This window comes from Spiroplasma endosymbiont of Sarcophaga variegata, from assembly GCF_965178695.1.
Lineage (GTDB): Bacteria > Bacillota_I > Bacilli_A > Mycoplasmatales > Mycoplasmataceae > Spiroplasma > Spiroplasma poulsonii.
Genome location: NZ_CBCXVU010000002.1, coordinates 1,486,780 through 1,513,663 on the forward strand (window position 1 = coordinate 1,486,780; position 26,884 = coordinate 1,513,663).

Annotated in this window: 34 protein-coding genes, 2 pseudogenes and 1 riboswitch; of the genes and pseudogenes, 25 read left to right on the plus strand and 11 right to left on the minus strand. The window is 24.9% G+C overall.

Features of this window, described 5'->3' with window-relative positions:
- The first annotated feature begins 24 nt into the window (after positions 1–24).
- From ACOBME_RS09820 to ACOBME_RS09885, 14 genes and pseudogenes are all read left to right on the plus strand, one after another.
- Complete coding sequence (locus tag ACOBME_RS09820; protein ID WP_419335110.1) at positions 25–225, plus strand: hypothetical protein; 201 nt, start codon at positions 25–27, stop codon at positions 223–225.
- Between the two features lie 15 nt (positions 226–240).
- Entirely contained in the window at positions 241–1,506 is a 1,266-nt protein-coding gene (locus ACOBME_RS09825; protein ID WP_419335112.1) for a hypothetical protein, read from the plus strand.
- A gap of 6 nt (positions 1,507–1,512) precedes the next feature.
- Entirely contained in the window at positions 1,513–1,812 is a 300-nt protein-coding gene (locus ACOBME_RS09830; protein ID WP_419335114.1) for a hypothetical protein, read from the plus strand.
- Complete coding sequence (locus ACOBME_RS09835) at positions 1,813–1,968, plus strand: hypothetical protein (protein ID WP_338966611.1); 156 nt, start codon at positions 1,813–1,815, stop codon at positions 1,966–1,968. It abuts the gene before it with no gap.
- Positions 1,969–2,136: 168 nt separating this feature from the next.
- Positions 2,137–2,229, plus strand: coding sequence for a hypothetical protein (locus ACOBME_RS09840; protein ID WP_419335391.1), 93 nt, complete (start codon positions 2,137–2,139; stop codon positions 2,227–2,229).
- Complete coding sequence (locus tag ACOBME_RS09845) at positions 2,229–2,480, plus strand: hypothetical protein (protein WP_338963620.1); 252 nt, start codon at positions 2,229–2,231, stop codon at positions 2,478–2,480. The genes ACOBME_RS09840 and ACOBME_RS09845 overlap by 1 nt, the downstream gene beginning before the upstream one ends.
- A gap of 410 nt (positions 2,481–2,890) precedes the next feature.
- Entirely contained in the window at positions 2,891–3,853 is a 963-nt protein-coding gene (locus ACOBME_RS09850) for an IS1/IS1595 family N-terminal zinc-binding domain-containing protein (RefSeq protein WP_338963247.1), read from the plus strand.
- Positions 3,854–4,041: 188 nt separating this feature from the next.
- Positions 4,042–5,004 carry an IS1/IS1595 family N-terminal zinc-binding domain-containing protein gene (locus ACOBME_RS09855; RefSeq protein WP_338963247.1) on the plus strand — a complete coding sequence of 321 codons (963 nt, stop codon included), beginning with the start codon at positions 4,042–4,044 and terminating at the stop codon, positions 5,002–5,004.
- 117 nt (positions 5,005–5,121) lie between these two features.
- Positions 5,122–5,556, plus strand: a pseudogene (locus tag ACOBME_RS09860) (DUF3627 domain-containing protein).
- Between the two features lie 151 nt (positions 5,557–5,707).
- Positions 5,708–5,911, plus strand: coding sequence for a DUF2649 family protein (locus ACOBME_RS09865; RefSeq protein ID WP_338963585.1), 204 nt, complete (start codon positions 5,708–5,710; stop codon positions 5,909–5,911).
- Positions 5,911–6,924 carry a hypothetical protein gene (locus tag ACOBME_RS09870; RefSeq protein WP_419335116.1) on the plus strand — a complete coding sequence of 338 codons (1,014 nt, stop codon included), beginning with the start codon at positions 5,911–5,913 and terminating at the stop codon, positions 6,922–6,924. The genes ACOBME_RS09865 and ACOBME_RS09870 overlap by 1 nt, the downstream gene beginning before the upstream one ends.
- Positions 6,917–7,177: pseudogene (locus ACOBME_RS09875) on the plus strand (hypothetical protein); the annotation flags it as partial. The gene ACOBME_RS09870 and the pseudogene ACOBME_RS09875, both read left to right, overlap by 8 nt.
- 50 nt (positions 7,178–7,227) lie before the next feature.
- Positions 7,228–7,464: a hypothetical protein gene (locus ACOBME_RS09880; protein WP_419335118.1), complete on the plus strand. Its 237-nt coding sequence runs from the start codon at positions 7,228–7,230 to the stop codon at positions 7,462–7,464.
- A gap of 142 nt (positions 7,465–7,606) precedes the next feature.
- The gene (locus ACOBME_RS09885) at positions 7,607–9,685 is read left to right on the plus strand and encodes a spiroplasma phage ORF1-like family protein (protein ID WP_419335120.1); all 2,079 of its coding nucleotides are present in this window, start codon (positions 7,607–7,609) and stop codon (positions 9,683–9,685) included.
- Between the two features lie 20 nt (positions 9,686–9,705).
- On the opposite strand, the gene ACOBME_RS09890 is transcribed toward ACOBME_RS09885, so the two are convergent.
- Both ACOBME_RS09890 and ACOBME_RS09895 read right to left on the minus strand, forming a co-directional pair.
- Complete coding sequence (locus ACOBME_RS09890) at positions 9,706–9,891, minus strand: hypothetical protein (protein WP_338965864.1); 186 nt, start codon at positions 9,889–9,891, stop codon at positions 9,706–9,708.
- A gap of 123 nt (positions 9,892–10,014) precedes the next feature.
- The gene (locus ACOBME_RS09895) at positions 10,015–10,137 is read right to left on the minus strand and encodes a lipoprotein (RefSeq protein ID WP_338964746.1); all 123 of its coding nucleotides are present in this window, start codon (positions 10,135–10,137) and stop codon (positions 10,015–10,017) included.
- 119 nt (positions 10,138–10,256) lie between these two features.
- Between ACOBME_RS09895 and ACOBME_RS09900 the strand changes: the two genes are divergently transcribed.
- From ACOBME_RS09900 to ACOBME_RS09925, 6 genes are all read left to right on the plus strand, one after another.
- Positions 10,257–11,228: an IS30 family transposase gene (locus ACOBME_RS09900; protein ID WP_419335122.1), complete on the plus strand. Its 972-nt coding sequence runs from the start codon at positions 10,257–10,259 to the stop codon at positions 11,226–11,228.
- Between the two features lie 128 nt (positions 11,229–11,356).
- Positions 11,357–12,052, plus strand: a complete 696-nt coding sequence (locus ACOBME_RS09905) for a hypothetical protein (protein WP_419335123.1) — start codon at positions 11,357–11,359, stop codon at positions 12,050–12,052.
- A complete protein-coding gene (locus ACOBME_RS09910) occupies positions 12,042–13,088 on the plus strand; it encodes a hypothetical protein (RefSeq protein ID WP_338966017.1) in 1,047 nt (348 codons plus the stop codon). Before ACOBME_RS09905 ends, ACOBME_RS09910 begins: the two co-directional genes overlap by 11 nt.
- Before the next feature lie 74 nt (positions 13,089–13,162).
- The gene (locus ACOBME_RS09915; protein WP_338963247.1) at positions 13,163–14,125 is read left to right on the plus strand and encodes an IS1/IS1595 family N-terminal zinc-binding domain-containing protein; all 963 of its coding nucleotides are present in this window, start codon (positions 13,163–13,165) and stop codon (positions 14,123–14,125) included.
- A gap of 245 nt (positions 14,126–14,370) precedes the next feature.
- Complete coding sequence (locus ACOBME_RS09920; protein WP_338966019.1) at positions 14,371–14,997, plus strand: hypothetical protein; 627 nt, start codon at positions 14,371–14,373, stop codon at positions 14,995–14,997.
- A 73-nt stretch (positions 14,998–15,070) separates the two neighbouring features.
- Complete coding sequence (locus ACOBME_RS09925; protein ID WP_419335126.1) at positions 15,071–15,409, plus strand: hypothetical protein; 339 nt, start codon at positions 15,071–15,073, stop codon at positions 15,407–15,409.
- A gap of 19 nt (positions 15,410–15,428) precedes the next feature.
- Here ACOBME_RS09925 and ACOBME_RS09930 read toward each other — a convergent pair whose 3' ends face one another.
- The 4 genes from ACOBME_RS09930 to ACOBME_RS09945 are packed head-to-tail and all read right to left on the minus strand — an operon-like array spanning position 15,429 to position 17,085.
- On the minus strand, positions 15,429–15,638 hold the full coding sequence (locus ACOBME_RS09930) for a hypothetical protein (protein ID WP_338966021.1): 210 nt from the start codon (positions 15,636–15,638) through the stop codon (positions 15,429–15,431).
- Positions 15,631–15,834 (minus strand): hypothetical protein, encoded by a 204-nt coding sequence (locus ACOBME_RS09935; protein ID WP_419333849.1) that lies wholly within the window; start codon positions 15,832–15,834, stop codon positions 15,631–15,633. Before ACOBME_RS09935 ends, ACOBME_RS09930 begins: the two co-directional genes overlap by 8 nt.
- Complete coding sequence (locus ACOBME_RS09940) at positions 15,824–16,288, minus strand: hypothetical protein (protein ID WP_338966024.1); 465 nt, start codon at positions 16,286–16,288, stop codon at positions 15,824–15,826. The genes ACOBME_RS09935 and ACOBME_RS09940 overlap by 11 nt, the downstream gene beginning before the upstream one ends.
- Positions 16,273–17,085 (minus strand): recombinase RecT, encoded by an 813-nt coding sequence (locus tag ACOBME_RS09945; protein ID WP_338966599.1) that lies wholly within the window; start codon positions 17,083–17,085, stop codon positions 16,273–16,275. The genes ACOBME_RS09940 and ACOBME_RS09945 overlap by 16 nt, the downstream gene beginning before the upstream one ends.
- A gap of 306 nt (positions 17,086–17,391) precedes the next feature.
- On the opposite strand from ACOBME_RS09945, the gene ACOBME_RS09950 reads away from it, so the two are divergent.
- Positions 17,392–18,354 carry an IS1/IS1595 family N-terminal zinc-binding domain-containing protein gene (locus ACOBME_RS09950; RefSeq protein WP_338963247.1) on the plus strand — a complete coding sequence of 321 codons (963 nt, stop codon included), beginning with the start codon at positions 17,392–17,394 and terminating at the stop codon, positions 18,352–18,354.
- A 24-nt stretch (positions 18,355–18,378) separates the two neighbouring features.
- Here the strand turns inward: ACOBME_RS09950 and ACOBME_RS09955 are convergent, their stop codons facing one another.
- The 3 genes from ACOBME_RS09955 to ACOBME_RS09965 are packed head-to-tail and all read right to left on the minus strand — an operon-like array spanning position 18,379 to position 19,318.
- Positions 18,379–19,002 carry a hypothetical protein gene (locus ACOBME_RS09955; protein WP_419335128.1) on the minus strand — a complete coding sequence of 208 codons (624 nt, stop codon included), beginning with the start codon at positions 19,000–19,002 and terminating at the stop codon, positions 18,379–18,381.
- Positions 19,003–19,005: 3 nt separating this feature from the next.
- Positions 19,006–19,143: a hypothetical protein gene (locus tag ACOBME_RS09960; protein ID WP_338965593.1), complete on the minus strand. Its 138-nt coding sequence runs from the start codon at positions 19,141–19,143 to the stop codon at positions 19,006–19,008.
- Positions 19,144–19,159: 16 nt separating this feature from the next.
- Entirely contained in the window at positions 19,160–19,318 is a 159-nt protein-coding gene (locus ACOBME_RS09965; protein WP_338965591.1) for a hypothetical protein, read from the minus strand.
- 797 nt (positions 19,319–20,115) lie between these two features.
- On the opposite strand from ACOBME_RS09965, the gene ACOBME_RS09970 reads away from it, so the two are divergent.
- Positions 20,116–20,661, plus strand: coding sequence for a hypothetical protein (locus ACOBME_RS09970; protein ID WP_338966029.1), 546 nt, complete (start codon positions 20,116–20,118; stop codon positions 20,659–20,661).
- On the opposite strand, the gene ACOBME_RS09975 is transcribed toward ACOBME_RS09970, so the two are convergent.
- Positions 20,658–21,638, minus strand: a complete 981-nt coding sequence (locus ACOBME_RS09975) for a hypothetical protein (protein ID WP_338966031.1) — start codon at positions 21,636–21,638, stop codon at positions 20,658–20,660. The two genes, ACOBME_RS09970 and ACOBME_RS09975, sit on opposite strands and share 4 nt — an antisense overlap.
- 90 nt (positions 21,639–21,728) lie before the next feature.
- On the opposite strand from ACOBME_RS09975, the gene ACOBME_RS09980 reads away from it, so the two are divergent.
- Together ACOBME_RS09980 and ACOBME_RS09985 are read left to right on the plus strand one after the other, a co-directional pair.
- Positions 21,729–22,655, plus strand: a complete 927-nt coding sequence (locus ACOBME_RS09980) for a deoxyribonuclease IV (protein ID WP_338966033.1) — start codon at positions 21,729–21,731, stop codon at positions 22,653–22,655.
- 3 nt (positions 22,656–22,658) lie between these two features.
- A complete protein-coding gene (locus ACOBME_RS09985) occupies positions 22,659–23,132 on the plus strand; it encodes a protein-tyrosine phosphatase family protein (protein ID WP_338966036.1) in 474 nt (157 codons plus the stop codon).
- 240 nt (positions 23,133–23,372) lie between these two features.
- Here ACOBME_RS09985 and ispG read toward each other — a convergent pair whose 3' ends face one another.
- A complete protein-coding gene (gene ispG / locus ACOBME_RS09990; RefSeq protein WP_338966039.1) occupies positions 23,373–24,467 on the minus strand; it encodes a flavodoxin-dependent (E)-4-hydroxy-3-methylbut-2-enyl-diphosphate synthase in 1,095 nt (364 codons plus the stop codon).
- A gap of 656 nt (positions 24,468–25,123) precedes the next feature.
- Positions 25,124–25,225, plus strand: a riboswitch (purine riboswitch).
- Positions 25,226–25,314: 89 nt separating this feature from the next.
- Between ispG and ACOBME_RS09995 the strand changes: the two genes are divergently transcribed.
- Positions 25,315–26,715 (plus strand): BMP family ABC transporter substrate-binding protein, encoded by a 1,401-nt coding sequence (locus tag ACOBME_RS09995; RefSeq protein WP_338966042.1) that lies wholly within the window; start codon positions 25,315–25,317, stop codon positions 26,713–26,715.
- The last annotated feature ends 169 nt before the right edge of the window (positions 26,716–26,884 follow it).

A 26,884-nucleotide genomic window follows, 5' to 3' on the forward strand; every position in this document is an offset into this window, starting at 1 on the left:
AGTGGTAGTTCTTTATCTGAAAAAATGCAAACTTTAAAAGAATTAAAACCTGATTTGTTTGTTGAAGAACAACCATCAATTTCACCAACTAATTTTATTAAAGATATGATTGAAAAATCGGTTGAAAATAAAAATGATGAAATTGAAAGTATTAAAGAAAAAGGAGCATATACTCCCGAAGAAATTAAAAAGATATCAGATTTCACACTTAAAAACCTTAGATAATGAGGAGTGAAAATTATGGCAACAATTAATTTGCCACAAGTACCTTTTACATTACAAGGTAATACAACAAATCAAAAAGCCTATGTTGATATGGTTAATGCTTTATTGCGTGGACCTTTATATAATGAATGTGCAAGTATTATGCAATATGCGACAGCAACAGCCGAACAAGTTGCTTGATTACCAAATGCTGGTCAAGCATTATATAATTTAACTCATCGTGTGGTATGACAAGATGATTATTCATTACCAAATGGTGGGACAACTCAAACTATGGGATTAACAAGAATTCCAGTTCCTATTGATAAAAGATTTAATTTAAAATTAATGAATGAAGCATTTGATTTAGCAATGATAGAAGCAAATATTAAAAATGGAATGATTTCCGATGCTATTTCTAGTGTTGTACAAAATAAATTTGTTAATTTAGAATGTGAATTAATTCAGGATATTTATGATTATTGTTTAGCAGATGGTCAATATGAAGTAATTCCATTTCGTAGTTATACAGCCGAAAATGCAGATGATGCAAATAAAGCATTCTTTACATTAAATGAAACATTGATTGAATTAACAAATCAAATTAGTAATTTATATTTTGGTTTGCCAACAGATAAAATGTTTATGGTTTTAGGTCGTAGAGCCTATTTAGGATTAACACCTGCTTATTTAAAAGTAATTGGTTCACAAGCTCAATTAAAAGCAATGGTTAATGGTGAATTATATGAAAATACAGCAATGGGAATTCCTGTATCAAAAAGTTTTCATTTAGAAAAAACATATACAAAAGGACAAGTTAACCGTGATAAAGGTTATAATTTTACTAATGTAAATGGTTTAATTATTAATAAGCAAGTATGAGCATATCCAATTAATATGGATACTATTCAACAAGTTTTAGATAATGATACTGCTAACCCGAAATGAATTGGTAAAGTACAATATGCAACACCAACAATTTTATATCCTAAAACATGTAAGATTATTTTAGAAAAAGCGCCAACACAAGATGAAATTAATCAAGCAATTAATAATTTAAATAAAACTTATCGTGTTCCTATTGATTATATTAGAACAATTATTACACAAAATAATTTAGGAAAAATTACAATGTCAGGAGAAAATCCTACTGTTCCTGAATTAGAAACAGCAATTAAAGCTAAAAATCCTAGTTATCAAAATGGTGATGCTACATTTTCTAATATAAAATCTACTAGTGCATTGGCAATTGCTAATCCAAGCAAATACAGTGGAACAGTTAATTTAACTTATTCAAAATAATAAACAATGAATTTACTAATATTACGAGTTTTAACTTTATTAGTATCTAATTTAGAAAATAAACATTTAATAAGTAAATTTGTAAATTTAATTAATAGAGTTAATCAAATTCAAAATAAAGTATTAAAACCAATTAATTATATTACTGATAAATATAATAAAATTACAAATAAAGTTGAAGATATTTATCAATGATTAAATCCATTTACTTATTTAGATTTAATTAAAAAAGGTCATAAAAAAGAAATACAACAAATATTAAGTCAATTAGAAAAAGATAATAATATTAAAAATGGCATCGTGTAAGTGAAGTGCAACAAATCAACTCAGAAAGGAGTTGATTTTTTAATGGAAAGAAAACATTATTTTATTTTACGGTCCTTAGTAACTAAGTATGGAAAAGATAATGTTATTAATACGGTAAATAATATTGTAATTAATAATGAAAAAGAAGATGAATAAATTATCCGCGTAATTTATTAGTGGTAATTTATTCAATATAGTTTATTTTGAGCGTAGCGAACACGCGAAGCGTGCCGCGAAAATTAGATTTTTAGGAGGAATAAGTTATGCCAGTTTGATTAACGACAATTTTTAGTGTTGTTATTATACTAGGTATTTTTGCGTGAATTGGTTTATCAATTTATCAAAAAATTCGCCAAATTCGTTCGAGGAAAGAAAAAAGATAAAAAAGAAATTGAAAATAAGGGGGATAAAAAATAATGTTAGGTATGTATTTAACAACAGCAATTAATTTTTTAGCAGTTGGTGATAAACCTACTATTTCAGATGGAATGGGTTCTATTTGAAGTGGTTTAGGGCAAGCAATGATGAAAGTTAAAGAAGCAATTTATGCTGTATTACCACAATTAATGACCTTTTTAGGTGATGCGTGAATTATTTTAATTCCATTTGGTATTTTTGTTATCATTAAGATTTTAAACTTTTTCCGTGTTATGGTTAAAGTATTTTAATATTTATTATTACTGATCATATATCTTAGCTATGGCACACTAGCTTTTATGTGAGTTGATTAAATAATTTTGTTGTTTATTTTTGTATTACACACTGTCTATAAGTTATTATTGAAATTATTAGTAATGAAATAATTGTTTTAAAGTAGGATTTAATAAAAATAAGAATATTTTTATTAAGGGTCATATTAATAGTAGTTTTGGAATATAAATTTTTATAATATTCTTTATAAATATATCTACTTTCTTTTTAAAATTTGTAGGCAGTGTGTAGTGCAAAAATATCAATTTAATTATAAATGATTAATTTTATATTTTAATAACTATTATCTTTAATTTTGTCGAAAACTCTTGATATTTATAAAATATACCTAAAATTAGGTATATTTTTAATATATAGAGGTAAATAAATGATGAAAAAAATAATTACAGAATTAATAAATAGCTTAACAGATGATCAATTTTTAGAATTTTATGAAAAAATAAAACAACAAGCAGACTTAATTAAAAAACAAAAACGTTTAAATGAAATTGATCAAAAATTTAGAGATAAAGGCATTATATGTCCTAATTGCAAATCTTTTCATTGTGTTAAAAATGGTCATAATTCCGAAGGAAAACAAAAATATTTATGTAAAAAATGTCGTGCTAGTTTTGATGCATTTCGTCATCATTTTACTTATTGAAGTCATTTAAATTATGAACAGTGAAATTTATTAATTCAAATTTCATTGTTAGGACAATCTAGTAAAATAATTTCTCGTTTTATTAAAACAACCCCAAAAACCGCTTGATATAATCGACAAAAATTAATGCAATCAAAACAATTAGAAAATACACAGTTAAAATTTAAAAAATTAAATGGTCAAATCCAAATGGATGAAACATTTATTAAAGAAATTCATAAAGGCAATTTTAAAGATAAATTTGATAAACGAAAAACTCATCTCGATCCATTTTCAACTGATACCAAATGCTGTATTCAAATGGCAGTTGATAGCAATAATAATATTTTTGTTCAATCCACCAATACCAAAAGATTACAAAAACAATGGATTATTGAAAATATGAATAAGCAACTAATTAAAGAAAAATCAATAATTATTTCTGATATGCAACCACTATATTTATTAGTAGCAAAACAAACAAATTCTACTCTATATTCCACCAAAACTAGTACAAACCCTGATACTAGTTATCAAAAGTTAAATAAGATTAGTAAATTACAATCCAGTCTTAAAGAAGCCTTAATTCATTATCATGGTTTGGGTTTCACTAATATTCAAAATTATTTAAAGCTCTGAAAATGAAAATACCAACACAAAGGTTTAACACCAAACCAACAATCAACGGTATTATATTTTAACGTTTAAAAAATTTAAAGCAAAATCATAATCTTACACAAAATTAGTTTTCAAATTGTCATATTGATGATTTTTTTTATTTCATCAAGAGTTTTCGACAAAATTAAAGACTATTATCTTTAATTTTGTCGAAAACTCTTGATATTTATAAAATATACCTAAAATTAGGTATATTTTTAATATATGGAGGTAAATAAATGATGAAAAAAATAATTACAGAATTAATAAATAGCTTAACAGATGATCAATTTTTAGAATTTTATGAAAAAATAAAACAACAAGCAGACTTAATTAAAAAACAAAAACGTTTAAATGAAATTGATCAAAAATTTAGAGATAAAGGCATTATATGTCCTAATTGCAAATCTTTTCATTGTGTTAAAAATGGTCATAATTCCGAAGGAAAACAAAAATATTTATGTAAAAAATGTCGTGCTAGTTTTGATGCATTTCGTCATCATTTTACTTATTGAAGTCATTTAAATTATGAACAGTGAAATTTATTAATTCAAATTTCATTGTTAGGACAATCTAGTAAAATAATTTCTCGTTTTATTAAAACAACCCCAAAAACCGCTTGATATAATCGACAAAAATTAATGCAATCAAAACAATTAGAAAATACACAGTTAAAATTTAAAAAATTAAATGGTCAAATCCAAATGGATGAAACATTTATTAAAGAAATTCATAAAGGCAATTTTAAAGATAAATTTGATAAACGAAAAACTCATCTCGATCCATTTTCAACTGATACCAAATGCTGTATTCAAATGGCAGTTGATAGCAATAATAATATTTTTGTTCAATCCACCAATACCAAAAGATTACAAAAACAATGGATTATTGAAAATATGAATAAGCAACTAATTAAAGAAAAATCAATAATTATTTCTGATATGCAACCACTATATTTATTAGTAGCAAAACAAACAAATTCTACTCTATATTCCACCAAAACTAGTACAAACCCTGATACTAGTTATCAAAAGTTAAATAAGATTAGTAAATTACAATCCAGTCTTAAAGAAGCCTTAATTCATTATCATGGTTTGGGTTTCACTAATATTCAAAATTATTTAAAGCTCTGAAAATGAAAATACCAACACAAAGGTTTAACACCAAACCAACAATCAACGGTATTATATTTTAACGTTTAAAAAATTTAAAGCAAAATCATAATCTTACACAAAATTAGTTTTCAAATTGTCATATTGATGATTTTTTTTATTTCATCAAGAGTTTTCGACAAAATTAAAGGTTAGGAGTTGATAAAATTGAGTAATTTTGTTAAGAAAAATCAAAATATAGAAAATTATTTTATTCGTAAAGAGTTGATAGTTTTTGAAACAAAAAAAGCAATTTTTATAAATTTACCTAATCATAATCGTCATATTGGTTTTTGGTTGAGTAATAAATTTATTTATCCGAGTGAAAAACACTCAGAACAAGTAGCAATCGGTTTGATTTATGATAATTCTTATCCTATTGTAAAATATGATGAAAATTTAAAACGTCATGTGTGAAAATATTTAACTGGAGCAGAACTAATCAATTTGTATAATCAATACAAATAAAATTATTTTACACAAATGAAAAAAGCAATATTTCCTGGTGAACCTCAAAAAGTAAAAACAACTAACAATAATTTAACAAATTGAAGTGATGAAAAAGTAGATAAATTAATTAATGACTTGAAGGACTTAAATTAATGGGTTTATATTATTATTGAGTTCAATTTGTTAGTTATATTATTGGTTCAAATGCTCCTGAATTTTTATATGTCATATCATTTGTATTATTTATCGTTTTATTTTTGGTGATGTTTTTTAAACTTATTCAGAAAATGTGGAGTTTTTAAATATGCAAAATGATTGAGAAAAATTAAAAGAGTTTTTTATTTATGTATTTTTGTTTATAGATAAAACGAATGTTGAAATTATTACAACTTGAAATTTAACTCAAAATGAATATTTAACTCTTATGATTGGTATTTGAATTGTGATTTTATTTTTAACGTGGTTTTTATTGTGAATGGTTTTTAAAATAGTTGGGTATTTTAAGTAATGAAAAAATTTATATTTTTCTTAAAAAATTATTGTTATATTGGTGGTTCAATGATTTTGTTTAGTTTAATTGATTTATTACTTTGAATAATTTCATTAAATTATACCGGTTTAGTATTTTGATTATTGTTTGCTTTGCAATGTGTTTATTTTGTCTGATGAGTTTGAAAAAACATATTTTATCAGTTGAGTGCTTTTCGTTTAGTTAATTTTGTTTGAGATAATCCGTTATCAGTAATTATTGGTAAGTTAGGGACGGGAAAAACTTTACTTTTAACTTATTTATCACAAACTATTAAACTATTAACAGATAAGATTTATAGTAATTATCCGTTAGAAGATGATAAAGTTAAAGTTTTAACATTTAAAAATTTAGATTTTACAGATAGAACAAAACCAGTTCCCCCAGATGATAGTGTTATTTTATTTGATGAAAGTTATTTATATATTGATGGAACTAGTCCCCACGATGAGAAAAAAGTTCGTAGTGGTAAAATTCCGTGAATTGTATTAGCAAGACATTTTGGTAATCGTGCTTTATTTACTGCTCAGCGTGAGGGTATGATTTGAAATAATATTCGACAATTAGCAAGTGGTATTATTATTCCAATTTCATTGAAAAAACCTATTGCTAAAAAAGGATTTAATTTTTTTAATCGTTTCTTTATTATGCGAATTGGTATTTTTCAAGATATTACAGATTATGAAATTTGAAAAACAAAATCAGTAGAACGAACAGCCGAAGGTAAACGAGCAAAACATAAGTCGGATGTTGGGTTAGGAATTCGGTTTTTTAAAATAATTATTCCATTAGAATTTGCACAGAAATATGATAGTAAATGATTAAAGTTTGTTCGTGATTTAAAAAATGATGAAATAGTTAATTATAAAGAATATTATTGGTCAGAAATTACTAAATTAAGTGTTAAAGAGCGTTTAGCATTGTTTGATATTTATATTTTGAAAAAAAATTTAAAACCTAAAAAAGAAAAAGGAAGTGATAAAGATGATTAATTTATTATCAGAAAGTAATAATTGAGATAAGATTTTTAGTTTGATTTTTGATGTATTTTTGTTTATTTTTGATGTAATTTGAAATACTAAATTACCAATGACAAATACAACTATTGCTTATTTTATTATCTTTTTTATGGTTGTTAAGTTATCAATTTATGCTATCCACGGAACAAGAACACAATATAATGAATTAGGTTCAACTGTTAAAAACAATACATCAAAATTGTATGCTTCAACAGTACGTGGTGTTAAAAAAGCACATAAGGCTAATAAAAATGGTCGGTGAAAGGAAACAGATTAATGATTAGATTAGTTTTATTAGTTGCTGCAATTGCTATTTTTGGTACTAGTTTTATTACGGTGATTATAAATCAATTAACATCAGCAAAAAATATCATTATTGATTTATATAACTCAGATACTTTTTTACTTTCTTTGTTTGGTAAAATGGCAATTTTGTTTAGTCATCCATTAATGTTAACAATATCAAGTTTATATATTGTTGGGTTTATTGTTTCAAAAACATTGTATAGTTAGGGGTTGAATTATAAATATGAAAAAATCATTATCTTTATTTGCCATATCTATTTTAGGTATTTTAGGTTTAATTATTCCATTTATTACTTTAACAGCATTTAAACCCTTAAATCAGCAGAATTATACTGTTAATTAACAAACAATGGGAATGAATGAAACTGATTTTATTAATACAATGTTTTTACGCAGTAGTTTTTTTGAAAACTGGTCTGAAACAAATTACTTTATTAATCCAACTCTAAAAACATCACAAACATTAACTTATAATGATAAATGATATTTAGACTTTTTAAAGGATAGTTATTCAACGGGAATTTCATTTGATAAGCCTAGTGATGAGTTTATGGATTTATATAAAAATTGAGATACTTATGCTAAACAATATAATATTGATAAATTCTATGATGTTGATAAAAAACAATTTTTAAAAGAATTAACTAATTTTTCTTATTCTTTTGCTAAGTATTTTAATACTGTGGAAGTTATTAATAAATTAGAAAGAGGTATTGATAATTTACAATTAGTTAAAATGATTAATGAGTTTTGAATACAAATTCCTATAACACAGGCACCTAATAAAGAATTTTTAACTGCTACTAATAAATGATATTTTTATGGAGAAAAAAGAAATGGTCAATATTTGCTTACAAAATTTTATTTTGATAATAATTTTATTAAAAATCAAAATTTGTTATGACAACACTTAAAAAATGATTCAGATTTTATTTGAAACTATAATTTAGTATATCGTTGAGATGGAAACGGTGAACCAGAATTACCCGTTGTTGATAATGATGGCAAATTAAAATTATATACTGAATATTATCAAAATGTTCGTTCTTTTTTGCTTAAATATATTGATGTTATTGTACAAGAAAATATCCGAATTCAGCAAGGTGGTAATCCAAACTATGATGACCCAAATTTGGGTAGTGAAAGAATAATTTTTGATTTTGAAATTATTAATAATATGGAAAAATTAGATTGAAAACCTGATGTTATTTTAACTAGAAAATCAATTTATCGGATGATTTTAACAATTGATGAAAATAAAAATATTATTGCTGGTAGTTTAGAATTAACACATTTTAAACAATATTGGGATGGTAATAATGCAAATAGTTATTGGTATACTGATGATTTAGGTTTTTTATTTTCTTTCATAAAAGAAAAAGAAGATACTTTTAATTTTAGTGCTGAAACTTATAATTATTATCAAGGTAATTCTCCTAATATTGGTAAAATGGTTTTTGAACAGATGAAAGGTCAAATTGATATTAATAAATTTTTAAAAGCCTTTTTTACCCATGCTTTGGTACCTGTATTTCAAAATCGCAGTAATTTTATTGAAAGTGGTTATATTGATAATTTACAGTATGATACTGTTTTAATTAATTTTTTTGGTTTAAAATTGATTAATTTTAGAGATGTTTTAATTGATGAAACTAATACTAATAAAAATCAATTTGAAAAACTATTAAATAGTATGTTTACGGTTTCCCAAAATTTTTATAAAGATTATTTACGTACCATTTTTGATTTAGAAAATGATACTTATGTACAAGGATATAATAAAAAATATGGTTTATTAGCAAATAATGGTTTTAAAATTTATCCTCGTTATTTTTATTTTTCTGATAAATACAATCAATTAGACATTAAATTGTATTCAGCATTTAAAAATCGTTTTTATAATACTAATTATGGTAATGTATTTAATTATGATTTTTCAGTTGCAAATAATTATAATATTAATCAAAATGAAGGTTATATTTTTGAAGGTGCTTTAAAAGATAAATACGGTTTAAAATACAAAAAAATTGAAGAACAAAAAATCGGTTATAATGTTTTTGAATTACAAGCCCAAAAAGAAAATGATATGTACCGTTATTATGATTTTAATTTTGGAATTTATAACTGACAAGAAATAAATAATGGCGGGTTGTTTCCTGATGGACAATGATGACAAGCCCAATATGAAAGTTGTAGTTGATATAATTTAGCGTGTCATATAAAAAATGCTGCAATTTGAATTGTAAATAATATTCCCGGTGTTAAACAAGTAAACGAATTATCAAGCGGTGTTGGTAAAATATTTCAAACAATATATAGTTTTTTTAGTCAAACATTTGAGGTATGAAAATTTAGTCCAGCATTATATAATACAATAACAAATATATTCCTATTAATTATCTTTATGAAGTTTGTTCGATTAATTTAAAAAAGGACTTGTTAGTCCTTTTATTCTTTTCAATCAATTATTAGTCCTGTGTCTTTATTAATTTCTGGTATTTGTGGTTCATTGTTTTTATTTCAACGATATACTAAATTATAGTTTCAAATAAAATCTGAATCATTTTTTAAGTGTTGTCATCAAGTGTTTTGATTATTAATAAAATTATTATCAAAATAAAATTTTGTAAGCAAATATTGACCATTTCTTTTTTCTCCATAAAAATATCATTTATTAGTAGCAGTTAAAAATTCTTTATTAGGCGCCTGTGTTCTAGGAATATTAGTTCATTTGCTATTTTCTGGTAGTTGTTGTGGTTATGGTGTAGGTTTATTACCCCCCCCGTTTTCATTATTATTTGGTTTTTCACAACTAATTAATGTTGTTGTACTTGTTGCTGTTAATCCGATTACTCCTAAAATACTTAGTAACTTTTTCATATTTTACTTCTCCTTTATTAAAATTACTTGAATGCTATAATTGATTTTATCATATATCAATAATGTATTAAATAATTTTAATATTAAATTTATAAATTAATGAAAGGTATATAAATGTTATGTATAGTCATTTAAGTTTTATCGATAAGGTTAAATTGGAAAAATTATTATTATCAAAATTATTTTTAAAAAATAATGGTGAAATAAATATTTCACAAATTGCTAAATGTTTGAACAGAAATCGTAGTACTATTTTGCGAGAAATTAAGCGTTTTAAAACTATTGATGAATATAGTGCTTATAAGTCAGATAAAATGTATTATGAGAAAAGAAAAAAGAATAATAAAAGATATAAGTTTACAGAAGAACAATTAAATTTTATTAATATAAGATTTAATGTTTATCGTGATTCTCCATCACAACTTATTCATCGTTATTTTCTAAAGTTTGGTATTAAATTTCCTGTTTGTGTTAAAACATTGTATAAATGAATTCGTTTGGGTTTTTATGGTTTTTTAAAACAGAATTTACGTCATCGTGGTAAAAAATATAAAACAAAAGGAAAATTTGATAATCGTGGTAAATTAATTAATTTTAAATCAATATGAGATATTGAGAATAAAGAGACTGATGTTGGTTGATTTGAAATGGATACCATAGTTGGAAAAGAGCATCAATCTAGTAATTTGGTTTTAGTTGAACAAAATAGTAAAAGTTATTTTGTTATGAAATTAAAAAATCATACTGCTAATGAAGTTGTGGAAAAGTTTAAAGATATTGTTATAAGTAATAATTTATTTGGGAAAATTAAAGGAATAATAACTGATAGAGGAAAAGAATTTAGTAAATGAAGAGAATTAGAAATATTTGCTGAAACACAAGTTTATTTTTGTGACCCTGGTAAACCACAACAAAAACCATTAATTGAATATATGAATTCTGAACTTAGACAATGATTTCCTAAGGGAACTGATTTTAATAATGTTAGTCAACAAAAAATAAATTGAGTAGTTAATGTTATAAATGATAAATTAAGGCCTGTTCTTAATTTAAAAACAGCAAAAGAGGTATTTTCAGATAATTTTAAATAGGTTTATTTGAAGTAATTTAATAAATTATTTTTTAGTGTGCTTAATTTTCCTTAAAATAAAATAAAAACTATAAATATTTTGATTTTTAAAAATTTATAATTGATTTTTTATGATTTTTATTGTATTATTTGAATAATAAGATTTGTTGCACTTCATTTTACATAATTCCAATTAGAGAACAATTTAAAAATGAAAATTATTTAAATACTAATTGACAACCTTTAAATAGTAGTTGACTTGATAGTGGAATGTTTAATATTACAAATAAGTTAACTTTAACAGGTAATTTAACTATTTTAATATATACAAAAACATCAAAACATCCTAAGTTTTATGGACCTTATGTTTATCCTAGTGTTCCAGTTGAAATTTGAAAATTATTAAGTAATTCTGTATCTAATGCATGAACTTTATTTTGGCGTTATTGATTAAGAAAATGATTACCTAGTCATTTAAGAAATTATATTAAAAAAAGATTACCACAAACATTAAAAGAAAAATATTCCAAAGGAACTACTAAATTAACATTACCAACAGTTCAAAAATTACAACAAATTAAAAAGTTTATTAATAATTTAAAGATTGGACATTTTAATTTTAATTTTGCTGGTGAAATTAATAATAAAAAATGATATCGAGAACGAAAAAGTGATGTTAAAAATATTAAGAATTTATATAAAACACCAGTTAAAAATAAATTTTATCAGGTTAATAAATCTATTAAAGCAATTAATAAAACCAAAAGAAAGGTTAATAGTTATAAACCAAATAATTTAAAAAATAAATATCGTAATCAATTAAGGGGTGTTTTATATGGAAAATAATTTAAGTAATTTGTTATTTATAACAGTTGAAGATGTTAAAGAAAGTAAACTTTGACAACCTATTAATGATCGTAAACAATCTGCTTATAATGATAATTTAATTTATAATGCTATTTTAAAAACTAGTTTATGAATGGATAGATTATCAGGTGGAACAATTTCAGATAAAATTAATAAAAAAGATTTGTTTCCTTGAGTAAAAAAAGATAATACTGGTTTAATTGAATATGATAAATGATTAAGTTATATTCAATCTGCTTGTTTATTAGCAGTTATAAATTGATATTTACCAAAAGGAGTTAATGATTTAACTGGTAGTGCTTCATTTTCACAAGGTGGTGTAGCATATTCACAAACTAATGACCCAGAAGCAAATGAAAATATTACTCGTGATGTTAAAAATGCTTTAAAATTAGCAGGTGAAATTATTGATATTATATCTAGTAAAACAGTATCTAGACCTTATAATTATAGTTTAGATAATTATGCTCATCCATGAGAAGAAGAATATAAGCATATTAGTAAAAAAAATTTTTATCCAACATTATTATTTTGATTAAAAGAACGATTACAAACTGATAATTCAATAAATATTATTTATTCTACTATTAATGACTTTTCTAAAATTGATTATAACGAATATATTAAACTTATTGTTCCGTTTGATAATGACACGATTTATTATGAAAATAATGTATGAAAAGCAAAACAAAGTGGCGGTAGTGATATTAAAATTGATAATAAATATATTATTAAAAATGATAAAAATGAGATTACTGTTTCTGATTTAAAACAAGATCAATTAATATCGGGTGAAAATATTAAAACTATTAATGGTAATTCATTATTATGTAATGGTGATATACTTATTAGTAGTAGTAATTGAGAATTTGTAGATACTAGTGATTTTAATCCAAATAGTAGTCTAACATATCAAATTAAAAATTTTGATAGTTCTAAATTTGAATATAAAATATGATGTCAATTTTCAATTTTACCATATATGTTTTTAGAAACTTTTAAAGATTTTCTTTAATTTTGTCGAAAACTCTTGATATTTATAAAATATACCTAAAATTAGGTATATTTTTAATATATAGAGGTAAATAAATGATGAAAAAAATAATTACAGAATTAATAAATAGCTTAACAGATGATCAATTTTTAGAATTTTATGAAAAAATAAAACAACAAGCAGACTTAATTAAAAAACAAAAACGTTTAAATGAAATTGATCAAAAATTTAGAGATAAAGGCATTATATGTCCTAATTGCAAATCTTTTCATTGTGTTAAAAATGGTCATAATTCCGAAGGAAAACAAAAATATTTATGTAAAAAATGTCGTGCTAGTTTTGATGCATTTCGTCATCATTTTACTTATTGAAGTCATTTAAATTATGAACAGTGAAATTTATTAATTCAAATTTCATTGTTAGGACAATCTAGTAAAATAATTTCTCGTTTTATTAAAACAACCCCAAAAACCGCTTGATATAATCGACAAAAATTAATGCAATCAAAACAATTAGAAAATACACAGTTAAAATTTAAAAAATTAAATGGTCAAATCCAAATGGATGAAACATTTATTAAAGAAATTCATAAAGGCAATTTTAAAGATAAATTTGATAAACGAAAAACTCATCTCGATCCATTTTCAACTGATACCAAATGCTGTATTCAAATGGCAGTTGATAGCAATAATAATATTTTTGTTCAATCCACCAATACCAAAAGATTACAAAAACAATGGATTATTGAAAATATGAATAAGCAACTAATTAAAGAAAAATCAATAATTATTTCTGATATGCAACCACTATATTTATTAGTAGCAAAACAAACAAATTCTACTCTATATTCCACCAAAACTAGTACAAACCCTGATACTAGTTATCAAAAGTTAAATAAGATTAGTAAATTACAATCCAGTCTTAAAGAAGCCTTAATTCATTATCATGGTTTGGGTTTCACTAATATTCAAAATTATTTAAAGCTCTGAAAATGAAAATACCAACACAAAGGTTTAACACCAAACCAACAATCAACGGTATTATATTTTAACGTTTAAAAAATTTAAAGCAAAATCATAATCTTACACAAAATTAGTTTTCAAATTGTCATATTGATGATTTTTTTTATTTCATCAAGAGTTTTCGACAAAATTAAAGAAGATTTTGATATTGGTTGTGGAATTGTTGTATCATCTAGTAAAGGTGTTTCAGGTTGGTATATTGACACAAATGGTCTTATTAGTTCTTTTGAAAATATAAAAATAGGTAATTTAAAAATTAAAAGAAAATTGGTGAGTTAATAATGAAACAAGATAAAACAACTTTATTAAAAGGTGCCTTACCTTGAAATTGATTTAAAAAAGACCCTATTCCGACTTATAATTGAACTCATAAATATATTAGAGAATGAGAAAGAAAATATAAAATTCGTAGTTGAGTAGTTAGTTTTTATATATTGATATTTTTAGCATTAAATTGTTGATTAGAATATGGCATGATCAATGCAATAAAAGATAATATTAATTGATATAATTATGGTCAATATTGAGGTAATGGAATTGCTATTTTATTAACACCTTTATTTACACACGGAATTCAGGGTATATTTGTTGCTAGTAGTAAACCCAAAGTAGATATGAAAATTGATATTCCACGATTAAAAATATCTAAAATGGGATTAGTATTTACAATTTTACCTTTAATTACTTTAATAATTTCTTTAATTATTATTTGAATTGATAAATCAAAATGAAAAAAAGGCCATTTAAGACATTGCTTAGATTGTCGAATTAATTCTCGTGTTATTCAACCAAGAATAGCAAAACAATGAAATAATTTGGATGGTATAACAGAAGAAATATTTAAAAATATGCAAGATGAATATACTAAAAAACAAGAAGAAAATAACAAAGAATTAAATTTAAAATAAACTATATATAGGGGCGGTTGATATTTTTGGGTGGTTATATAGTTTAATTTATAAATTATTTTGTTCTGAAAGAATGGATGGCCACTGTTTGAGTAAGGATAAGAAATGAAATAAAGAAATGGAAATTAGTAATGAAATAGTAATTGCTTTACTTGTGTTAGCGGGTGCTGGTGGAATGGGTAGTCTTGGTATTCTTGGATTATCTGCTAAAAAAATTAAAAAATATAAAGCAGAAATTAGAGAATTAAGAACTGCTGTTATTGCTCACGAAAAACATTTACGAGGACCTGATTATGCAACAGAATTAGCATTAAAAACAGGTCAAATTAAAAATGTTAAAAAACAAGTTAAAGTAAATGACAAAAAACAAGCACAAAAAGATGCTATTAAAAAACTAACAAATAGTATTTAAAAAAAATAACCTTAATTGGTTATTTTTTATTTTCTAATATTAAGTCTAAATTTTTAACTTTACAAATAACTAAATTATTTTTTCCATAATTATTTTTATAATATTCTCAGTATTCAGTTGAATTAATATCTACATCTTGTTTATCAATCCCAATTATATATTCACCACGATGGTTTTTACAAGGGCGATTACCTTGTTCAGATCGATAACATAAAATATAATTATTCATATTCTTTATTTCCTTTATAATGTGTTATATAAAAGTTAATAAGATATTCAATTCGTTGCGAATAAGTAAAGTTATTAAATTCATTTCAAACTTTTTCTTCATTTTTATTTAAGTAAATATTAACATTACGAATTTGACAAGAATAATACTTTCCTGTTTTTTGATTATATGAATGTTTCATAATATTAACTTTCATAATTAGCAATAATAATTGCATCTCGTAAATGATTACTTATTTTTTCATTATTATAAAATCAACCTTTACCATATTGATAAGTTAAATTAGTATCTTTATCAAATTTTCATATACAACTATCATTATATTTACTTAAATTTTCCATATTTTTAACAACTGATTTAGTATTTTTTGGTGATACTCAATTAATAAAATATTTATAAACAGATAATGCTCCTAATAATCTTAATAAATCATCTCTATCTTTACTTGCATTAGCAGATGTATATAAACAATCTTTAATATTAATTTTTTCTTCATAATCAAACAATTTATCATTAATAAATTCATATTGTTCTTTTCAATTTTTATTTGTAAATTCTAATTTTTCAATTAATTTATTATCTTCATAAATAACAATAGCAGTAGTACCTGTTCCTGATGGGTCAATACCTATTTTTATCAAGTGGCTCATTCCTCATCGTTGTTATTATTAATTGTTGGCACTACATTTGATATATCTTCTTCTTTAACTAAATTATTATCTGTCACTTCTTCACTTGATATATTTTCATTACTAATTTGACCCTTATTTATGCTTATATTGCTATCATTATCAATATAAATCTTTTCATCATTAGTTGTAATAACTGCCTGATCTGATTTATAAGCTTGTTGTAATTCAACAGACATAATACCTCATTTTCTTAATAAAGATGTTAATACTGTTTTTAATGCCATTTCATCAAAAGTAGCAATATAAAATGATTTATTTTTAGCATAAGTTTTAGAATATTTCATAAAATGATTTTCCATTTGTTCTTTTGTCATATATAAAGTTTTTTCAAAACCATTAACCATTTTAAAATATGATACATAACCTATAATTGGTAATTTTTCTCTTTCATCTTCATTTTGAATTCAATTAAAAGTAGTACCTTTTAAACGATCATAATTTACTAATTCATTTTCTTTTACATCCGATACTGACATATCTAAATATTGACCACTACGCTGTGCTAATTGTATATAACCTTTATAACCCATTTGAAATTGTGCTTGATTAATTCACTCTTGCACTTCACGACCATTAATAATTCTTGTTATTTTTGTGTTATATGGCACTACATAAGCATACCCGAATTGTTTTTCCATTGGTAAATTTAATAAAACACCTTGATAACAAGCAGTCATAATTGTTTTTGGATCTGCTTTTTGTAATAATTCATTACTATTTGATATTGCAACTATATTACTTTTAAATCTTCTAATTTCATTTTAATCTGAAAAATTACTTTTTATTCATTCTGTTGCTTTATCTGTTCTTAAAAATTCAACAATATTTGCCATATTATTTTTCTCCTTTATTTATTTTAAAATTAATACCTTTAACCCCAATTAAATTAATATCTTTATTACTATCTCACTGATCTTTAATTTCATTTTTAACAATTTGTTCATCAACAACTAAATAATTTTTAATAAGATTAATAAGTTCCTTTAATTTTGTCGAAAACTCTTGATATTTATAAAATATACCTAAAATTAGGTATATTTTTAATATATAGAGGTAAATAAATGATGAAAAAAATAATTACAGAATTAATAAATAGCTTAACAGATGATCAATTTTTAGAATTTTATGAAAAAATAAAACAACAAGCAGACTTAATTAAAAAACAAAAACGTTTAAATGAAATTGATCAAAAATTTAGAGATAAAGGCATTATATGTCCTAATTGCAAATCTTTTCATTGTGTTAAAAATGGTCATAATTCCGAAGGAAAACAAAAATATTTATGTAAAAAATGTCGTGCTAGTTTTGATGCATTTCGTCATCATTTTACTTATTGAAGTCATTTAAATTATGAACAGTGAAATTTATTAATTCAAATTTCATTGTTAGGACAATCTAGTAAAATAATTTCTCGTTTTATTAAAACAACCCCAAAAACCGCTTGATATAATCGACAAAAATTAATGCAATCAAAACAATTAGAAAATACACAGTTAAAATTTAAAAAATTAAATGGTCAAATCCAAATGGATGAAACATTTATTAAAGAAATTCATAAAGGCAATTTTAAAGATAAATTTGATAAACGAAAAACTCATCTCGATCCATTTTCAACTGATACCAAATGCTGTATTCAAATGGCAGTTGATAGCAATAATAATATTTTTGTTCAATCCACCAATACCAAAAGATTACAAAAACAATGGATTATTGAAAATATGAATAAGCAACTAATTAAAGAAAAATCAATAATTATTTCTGATATGCAACCACTATATTTATTAGTAGCAAAACAAACAAATTCTACTCTATATTCCACCAAAACTAGTACAAACCCTGATACTAGTTATCAAAAGTTAAATAAGATTAGTAAATTACAATCCAGTCTTAAAGAAGCCTTAATTCATTATCATGGTTTGGGTTTCACTAATATTCAAAATTATTTAAAGCTCTGAAAATGAAAATACCAACACAAAGGTTTAACACCAAACCAACAATCAACGGTATTATATTTTAACGTTTAAAAAATTTAAAGCAAAATCATAATCTTACACAAAATTAGTTTTCAAATTGTCATATTGATGATTTTTTTTATTTCATCAAGAGTTTTCGACAAAATTAAAGATAAGTTCTAATTTATCAGCATTTTGTAAAAAATCATCATTAATACCAATAACCTCAATATCTTTAATTAATAATTTTTCTTTCCGAAAATTACTAGTAATAATTTTTAATTCTTGCTCTTGTTTTGCTACACTTTTAATTTCTAAAAATTGTTCTTTTTTATGAGTTTCAATAATTTCATTTTGTTTTTGAAATTGAATATTAATAACATTATTTTTTAAAGAATCATGATTATTCTTAATATTATTTTCTAAATTCAAAATATCTTTTCTAATAAAATTTAATTCATCTTTAAAAGATTTTATTAATTCTAATGGTTCTCTAAAAATATAATCAATTTTTGAAACTAATAATTTTAAATCTTTTAGTGATTGTGATTTATATCCTCCATTTATTAATCAAGCTTGTTGTCGATATATAAATTCTGCTAATTCTTGTCCATTTTCATCAATTCATTTTTTAATTGGTAATGCTTTTAAACTTAATGCTTTAAAATCATTTCCTTTTAAATAAAACGGATAAGTAATATTTTTAATTAAATCTGCCATTACTTAAATTTCCTCTAATTCCATTTCATTAATTAAATTATCAATATATTCATAAGCACTTTCTTCTGAATGACATTCTTCTAGTGCTAAATTAAATAAATCTTCTTCAGTATAAACTTTACCATATTCATCTTTTCACATATTATTTATCTCCTTGTTATGTAATACCGTTATCTTCTAAATCAATAATAGTTGTTAATCATTCTTGTTGATTTTCAACATTAGCGGTAATTTTTGCTTCTTTTAATGTATAAAAGAATTCTGTTTTTAAATCACCATATTTACTTTTTATTACTAATAAATATTTTTTATTCATAATTTAATTCCTCCTATTTTTAACTCGCTGGCACTCACTCCCAAGTGAAAGTGTCAAAGCGAGAGTTAGTTATATAATTAAGTATTTATTTACTACACCATCCGCTTCACCGGGGTGAGCGGTGGCCGTATATTTTATTGTTTAATGTTTAATAATAGACAGTTGTTTTTATAAGTTAGTGCCAGAGAATTCTCTCTCTTCATCCGCACCATTTCAGGTCAAAACGTTCAGTTTTTAAAATAAATTCACTTGCACCTTGAAGAGCCCAATGCTGACTTTGTGGTTTTTAAACCGCCGTCACTTCTAAGAAGTAATATCTATCGCAAATTTATTTATAAAGTGGCCATCTCAATATTTATTGTCGTTTGATGTTGACCCCGCACTTATCACGACTATCGCTTGTTAAAGCGTCTATTATTTACGGACTGATTACCGCTGGGCTAGACCGCCTATGTGGAAAAAAACACTTAGTTATTTAAAATAACTGTTCCACCCTGCATTAAGTTGTTTTATAAAATCAAAGTTTAAAAGAACCAGTTTTATCATCAAAAATAATTTTTGAATTTTCTAGTTTTTGATAAAATTGCTTTTGTTTTTTATCTTTTACTTTATTCAATAAATATTTATGTTTTTCACAAGTTCATAAAACTTTATTTGATAAAAATTCTTCGGTAATGAATGATATTGTTTTATAACAATCATTAACATCACATATTTTTTGTTGTTTAATTATTATTACCTCCTTTGGAAGATTGTTTTATTTCAAATAAAAAAACAACCCTAACAAGAGTTGTTTTTTGCCGCTTCATCGTACACGATGCCTTATTATAATCTTAGCAATTCATACGGCATTATTAACACGTAATGAAATTACTAGTGTCTATTTTGGAAGAGATTGAGCAAACCATCTTGACGCAATTAAAAAACTTGGTTTTAATATTGATGAAAACGGTTTAAATGGAATTGATTTTGCAAGTCATAAAGCGAAATACTTCTTTGGTCCCGTCTTATTTGCATCATATTTATTTGTGGTAGTTCAATCAATTACAATTGATATTATTTTCCCAAAATTTAAATATCGTAGTTTAATGATTATTACTTCAAAAGGCGATGCTGTTGTTTCAGGACTACAATATGTTCATTATCCAAATGATATTGTTCGTCTTCCTGCTCGTGATCATTATGAAGGAAATGATATTAATAACGAAGTAATTATTGTTTCAACATCCTTTTTAGAATATAAATGTATTAAAGCCGCAATTGTTGTTTCTGATCCAGATGCTAAAATCTTATCCCATAAATTAGATAAGATTATTGCAAATTATAAGGTTGATAAATATTAATTATGTTTTAAAATTAAATTTAATCAGACAAAACTCTTTTGAAGAGTTTGATAGTCATTCTTAATAGTTTCAATCATATTATCAAGCATGACGTTTTTATTTAAACTAATATTAAAGTTGAAAAGACTGTCGCAGTTATCAATTCAACTATTTGTTGAAATTGTTGCTAGTTGGAGGGATAATGCTTTAGGTGTAACTTTAATATTTGGGATTAAGGTAGTTGTAACCACATTATCTAGGATAAGAGTTTTGAGTGTTGGGGTAATATTTGGATTAGTTTGATCGTATCAAAAAAAATTATCAAAGGTTAAATTATTTTTAGGATACTTATTTTTTCGATTAATTTCAAAAGCATTATTTTGAAAATTTGATGTTGTAACTGTTAAAAATAAATAACAGTAGTATTGTGTGTTGTATGGTTTTGGCATTAAATTTGGTTCTAAATTATCAACAACAGTTGTTGTTGCTTGGCTAATTGAACCAATATTAAAAGCTATATTTTGATATTTTCCAACGATAATTTTATCATTAATTTTAAATTCGTTAATTGGGTAATGATTAGTTGGCGTAATGGTTCATTTGGTTGTAATGTCGGTAATCGTTACGTCAGGCATTATGTTAGCAAAAATAGTATTATATAAATCAATTAATGACGTAATGTCAAAATTATTTTTAATTTGTTGTGTTAAATCCTTTTGGTGCTTTTTAATAAAAATAATAAGAGTGGTAGTTGTTATAAAACAAAGGAATGCCACAATTCCCACTGGTAAAAAAATTGTTTTATTTAGTTGAAAATGAAGATCATATGTAACAACAAAACTAAAAATCGTTAGGAATAAACTAACCATAATGAAAAGATAAAAAAATAAGTTAATTCATTGTCAAGCAACAATTCTATCTTTCTTTTTTATAATTACTTTTTGATAAACATTATCAATCGCTATTTCAATTTGTTTACTATTTTCTTCGTTAATCACGATAATCCTTTCATTATTAATAAATTATTTTTTCTTGTCTTTATATATGATATTATAAAATTAATGAGAAAGAAAGGGAGAAATTAAAAAATGAAAGATTATAATTTAATTATTGGAAGTCATGTTAGTATGAACAAACAACAAAATTATTTGTTAGGAGCATTAACAGAAAGTTTAAATAATGATGCTAATGCAATGATGATTTATACTGGGCCACCACAAAATACAATTCGAGTTAGTACTGACCATTTTTTTATTTCAGAATTTTATCAACAGTTACCTGTCCAACATTTTTCAATTGACAATGTTATTATTCATGCCCCTTATATTATTAATTTAGCTAATACAACAAATCCTAGTACATTTGAAATTGCTGTTGAATTTCTAAGAAAAGAAATTATTCGTGCTGATGAGATTGGAATTAAAACAATTGTTTTACACCCAGGCAGTGCTGTTGGTGCTCCTGAGCAAGTTGGGTTAGATCGAATTGTTGAAGGTTTAAACTTAGTATTAACTTCAGAACAAAAGGCAAAAATTGCTTTGGAAACAATGGCTGGAAAGGGCAGCGAATTAGGAACTAACTTTGCACAATTAAAATATATTATTGATAATGTAATGTTGAAGGACAAAGTAGGGGTTTGTTGGGATACTTGTCATATGCATGATGCTGGTTATCAATTTAAAGAAAACTTAGAAGATATTATTAATGAATTTGATCAATTAATTGGTTTAGACCGTTTGTTATGTTTACATATTAATGATAGTAAAAATCCTTTGAATGCACATAAAGACCGTCATGAAAATATTGGTTATGGTTATTTGGGATTTGAGACCCTTTTGAAAATTATTTATCATCCAAAGTTAGATGGAATGATAAAAATTTTAGAAACACCATATGTTGGTGAAAAAGGAAAAGATTTTGCTCCATATAAAACTGAAATTGCAATGATAAAATCAAAACAATTTACAGACCCGTTTCAAGAGAATGGTAAAGTAAAAATAGATCTAGGAGAATAAAAAATGTCAGCAAAAAAAATTATCACTAATTTATATCTTGGTGACCGTCATAGTATTCCAATCGATGCTAACTTAGTCATCAGTTGTACGGCTGAAATTTATCGTGAACAAATTCAAAAGCACAACATTAAAAATGATAATCAAGAGTTTATTTGAACTGATGATCAACATATTTATTTTAATTTTAAAGATTATCCAACTTTACAAGAGTTAGATGTTAATGTTGTAATTCTAGCATTAAAAGTTATTGAAAATAATATTAAAACTAAAAAAATTTATGTTCATTGTATTTGAGGTGTTAATCGTAGTGCTTCAATTGTTTTTATGTATTTAGTTGCTAAAGGATATATTAATGATGATGATTTTGATAGTGCTTTAGAACAGTTTGAACGAATTTATCCGTATATTAATCCAAACCCAGGATGATTTGATTTTTTAATTAATGAATTTCCTTATACACATTTAATATCAAATTAATAAAATAAAAATCTAAGTAATGATTACTTAGATTTTTATTTTATTAACGTTTTCCTTTACAACATTCACACTTCTTGTTAATACAATCTGTGCAAGAAATACAAATTAAACAAGAACGACACCCTACTTTTGGTTTATTACAGGTGCGACATGACATACAATCATGATTTTTTGCGGGACAACATACATCCATTACTCTCCACCTCTATTTTCTTTACCACTTTTTAATTGTATCATAAATTATAATGTAGTTTTATTAGCGCGATTTTTTTCTTGTCAGTCACGATGATATTCATCAATCAGTAATTTTAGTTCAGGCACAAGTTCTTCTTGTTTACATGATTTATAAATTTTACCTTTTTTAAAAATAATGCCGCCATTTTTTCCCCCAGCAATTCCGAGGTCAGCTTGTTTTGCTTCACCAGGACCATTAACAACACAACCTAAGATGGCAATTTTTAATGGAAATTTCATGTCCTTGGTATATTCCTCAATTTCTTTGACTACTGGGAAGAGATCATATTCAAGCCGACCACAAGTTGGACAAGCAATAACATCAACAACATTATCATAAAGCCCAAGGGCATTTAACATTCGTTTTGCAACTTCAACTTCGGCAATTGGATCAGTTGATAAACTAATCCGGATGGTGTCACCAATCCCATTGAAAAGAAGGGGTGCTAAGCCACTACATGATTTGATTGTTCCGGTATGATGACTACCAGCTTCAGTGATTCCCAAATGAAGGGGATAGTTTCATTCTTGACTAGCTAAGGTATAAGCTTCAATGGCCATTAATGCTTCGGTTGCTTTTAACGATAAAATAATATCATAGAATCCTAGATTTTCTAATATTTCAATATGACGTCGAGAACTTTCAATCATTGCTTTTGGTGTTCAACCGTATTTATTGACTAGATCTAAAGGGAGACTTCCTGAATTAACCCCAATTCTAATTGAGATTTTTTTCTCTTGACATTTTGCGACAACTTTTTTGGTATTTTCAATACTACCAATATTGCCGGGATTAATTCGAATTTTACTAATTCCAGCATCAGCGGCAATTAGAGCAAATTCATGGTTAAAGTGAATATCAGCCACTAAAGGACAGGGGGCATGTTCAACAATCGTTTTCAAAGCTGCTGCATCATCTTTGCCTAATACTGCTACTCGGACAATTTCACATCCTTCCTGATATAATTGATTAATTTGGGCTAAAGTAGCTTTAATATCGTGAGTTTTTGTATTAGTCATTGATTGAATAACAACTTTGTTTTGACCACCAATTTGGATGTCACCAACCATTACTTTTCTTGTGTTATTTCGTTTATTCATTGTTCAAACATTCCTTATCTTTGCAATAATTTTTTTTATGTAAAAGAAGAGCGGTAGGGGAGTTGGGGATACCGGTAGGGGAGTTGAAAAAACCCAGTAAAATCAAGGGTTTTTTAGTTTCACATAAATTATAATTATTGGATTATCCTTTAGATAATTTCACAATAATCATACGACTAAAAGCAGATAAATTCAACATTAAAGTTAATTTTTGTTTTTTCTTGGTTATTTATGATCACATGTTGAATGGAACTAATTGAAATATTAACGGAAATTAAGCTTTTATTAACTATTTTAAATATCACTAAAACGCAGTAAAATCAAGGGTTTTTATATTGTTCCAATTTAATTCCAATTACATTCCATTATTGTTCCAAATACGAAAAAAAATATAAAAAGTTAATTGAATATTGTTGAATTTTATTTTTTGAACTATATAATTATAAATGTCTAGGGAAGTATAAGAATTGTACATTTATTAATTATAATAAATAGCACAAGTTTAGCCCTATCAATATGACCATACTTTGTATTATATTTATCTTATACTTCATGGATACCCCAAAAAAACAATCTCACCCGGATTGTTTTTTTCATTTCTATTTTAATTTTAATTTTTTAAATTGCTTTTTATAAAAAAAGAGTTATGATGTAAACATAAAAATAAATAATATACCTGTATATGCTAGTAATATGGTCTAGCGTGTTTCTACGTCTTACCATAGGAAAAAGACTCTATAGGTTAATGATTTTGCTTTTCAGACATTAACCCTTCATATTTTAATTGAAAGTAATGGGCTAATGTTTTTATTTTTAGAAATATTAAATTTAAAAAAGGAGCAAAGAAATGAAAAGTCTTTTACAAATTTTTACAACAATTACTGTTGTTGGCGCTTCTGCTGCTAGTGTTGTTGCTTGTGGAAAGAAATATCTTTTTGATAGTAGTATTTGAGTTATTACCGATGGTGGAACAACAAGTGATCTTGCTTTTAACCAATTAACATGAGAAGGGGCTAGTAAGTATGCTGTGGCAAGAGCAAACCCAACCTTACCATTATCACAATGAAAGCAATCAAACTTAAGAGCAAGTTATTTTGAACCAGTTAGTCAAACACCGGGTGATTTTAAAAGTGCTTATATTACCTCATCTATTGCTGGCGCAAAAACATTGGTACTACCTGGTTTTAACCATGGTAATACAATTGGGTGAGCATCAGGTTTAGTTGATAATATTATTTATATTGATGGCAGTGGGCAAGGGATACATATCAATATGAATCCAAGTGGACAATTAGCAAAAAATATTATTGGTATTAATTATCAAGCAGAGGCATCAGGATTCTATGCAAGTTTAGCGGCAAGCATTTATTTAAATGCACATCAGCAAGAATATGATAATCAATTAAAAATTGGAAGTTATGGTGGAATGGATAATCCAATTGCTGTTTCAAATTATATGTGAGGGTTTTTAGTTGGGACTGATGTTTTTAATGCAATCATTAATTCATTACCTGGACAAAAAATGAATTATTTAAAAGATGAAATTCTAAAACAAGTTCAAGTTATTAATAGTAACATCAGTACTTTGCAACCAGTTGCTAAAGTGCAAAATGTTTTAAACAAAAATGAATCATGATTTTCACAATCGTTTCAAGCTGGTGATGGAAAAATTATTAGTGATGAATTATTATCTCGTGGTGCTAAAATTATTTTTCCTGTTGCTGGAACACAAGTACAAGATACTGTTAATCAAATTAGAATTAATAAAGTTAATGCAAAGATTGTTGGTGTTGATACTGAACAATCAAAAATTTATGGTGAAGATATTGTTGTAACAAGTGCCTTAAAACAAATTTCAACATCAACTTTTGATGCTTTAAATAACATTTATTCATCAGAATGTGGTTATGATGCAAAAAATAATAGTTTAAATGAAAATAACAGCACAAAAAAATGTTGAATTAACACCGACCAAACCTCAATTGATCATCCATCATGAACGGGGATTGAAACAACAAAGTGAGTTAAAACAAACTTAGTTAATTTTTTACACAATGTATCTGATAATCAAAGTAAAAATACGCCGTTTGATAAGATGGTAAAAGTATTACAACATGCTTATAAAGATGGAATTGATAATCATTCGCCAATTGGAATGAATGCTTTCTTTAGTACCCTTCAAAATACTTATGAAAATCAAACAACATTAAAACAATATTTATTAGCAGCAATTGAGAACGCATTATAATTAAAGAAAATGAATGTGAAACTTAGATGATAATTAAGTTTTTCTTATATCAAATTATTTGCATTAAAATTAAAATTATAATAACAATTTGTTAAAAGTATGAATATACTTTTTTTAAGGATAATATTAATGAAATGAATCTTGTTATTATAAGGAGTTTATTTTATGC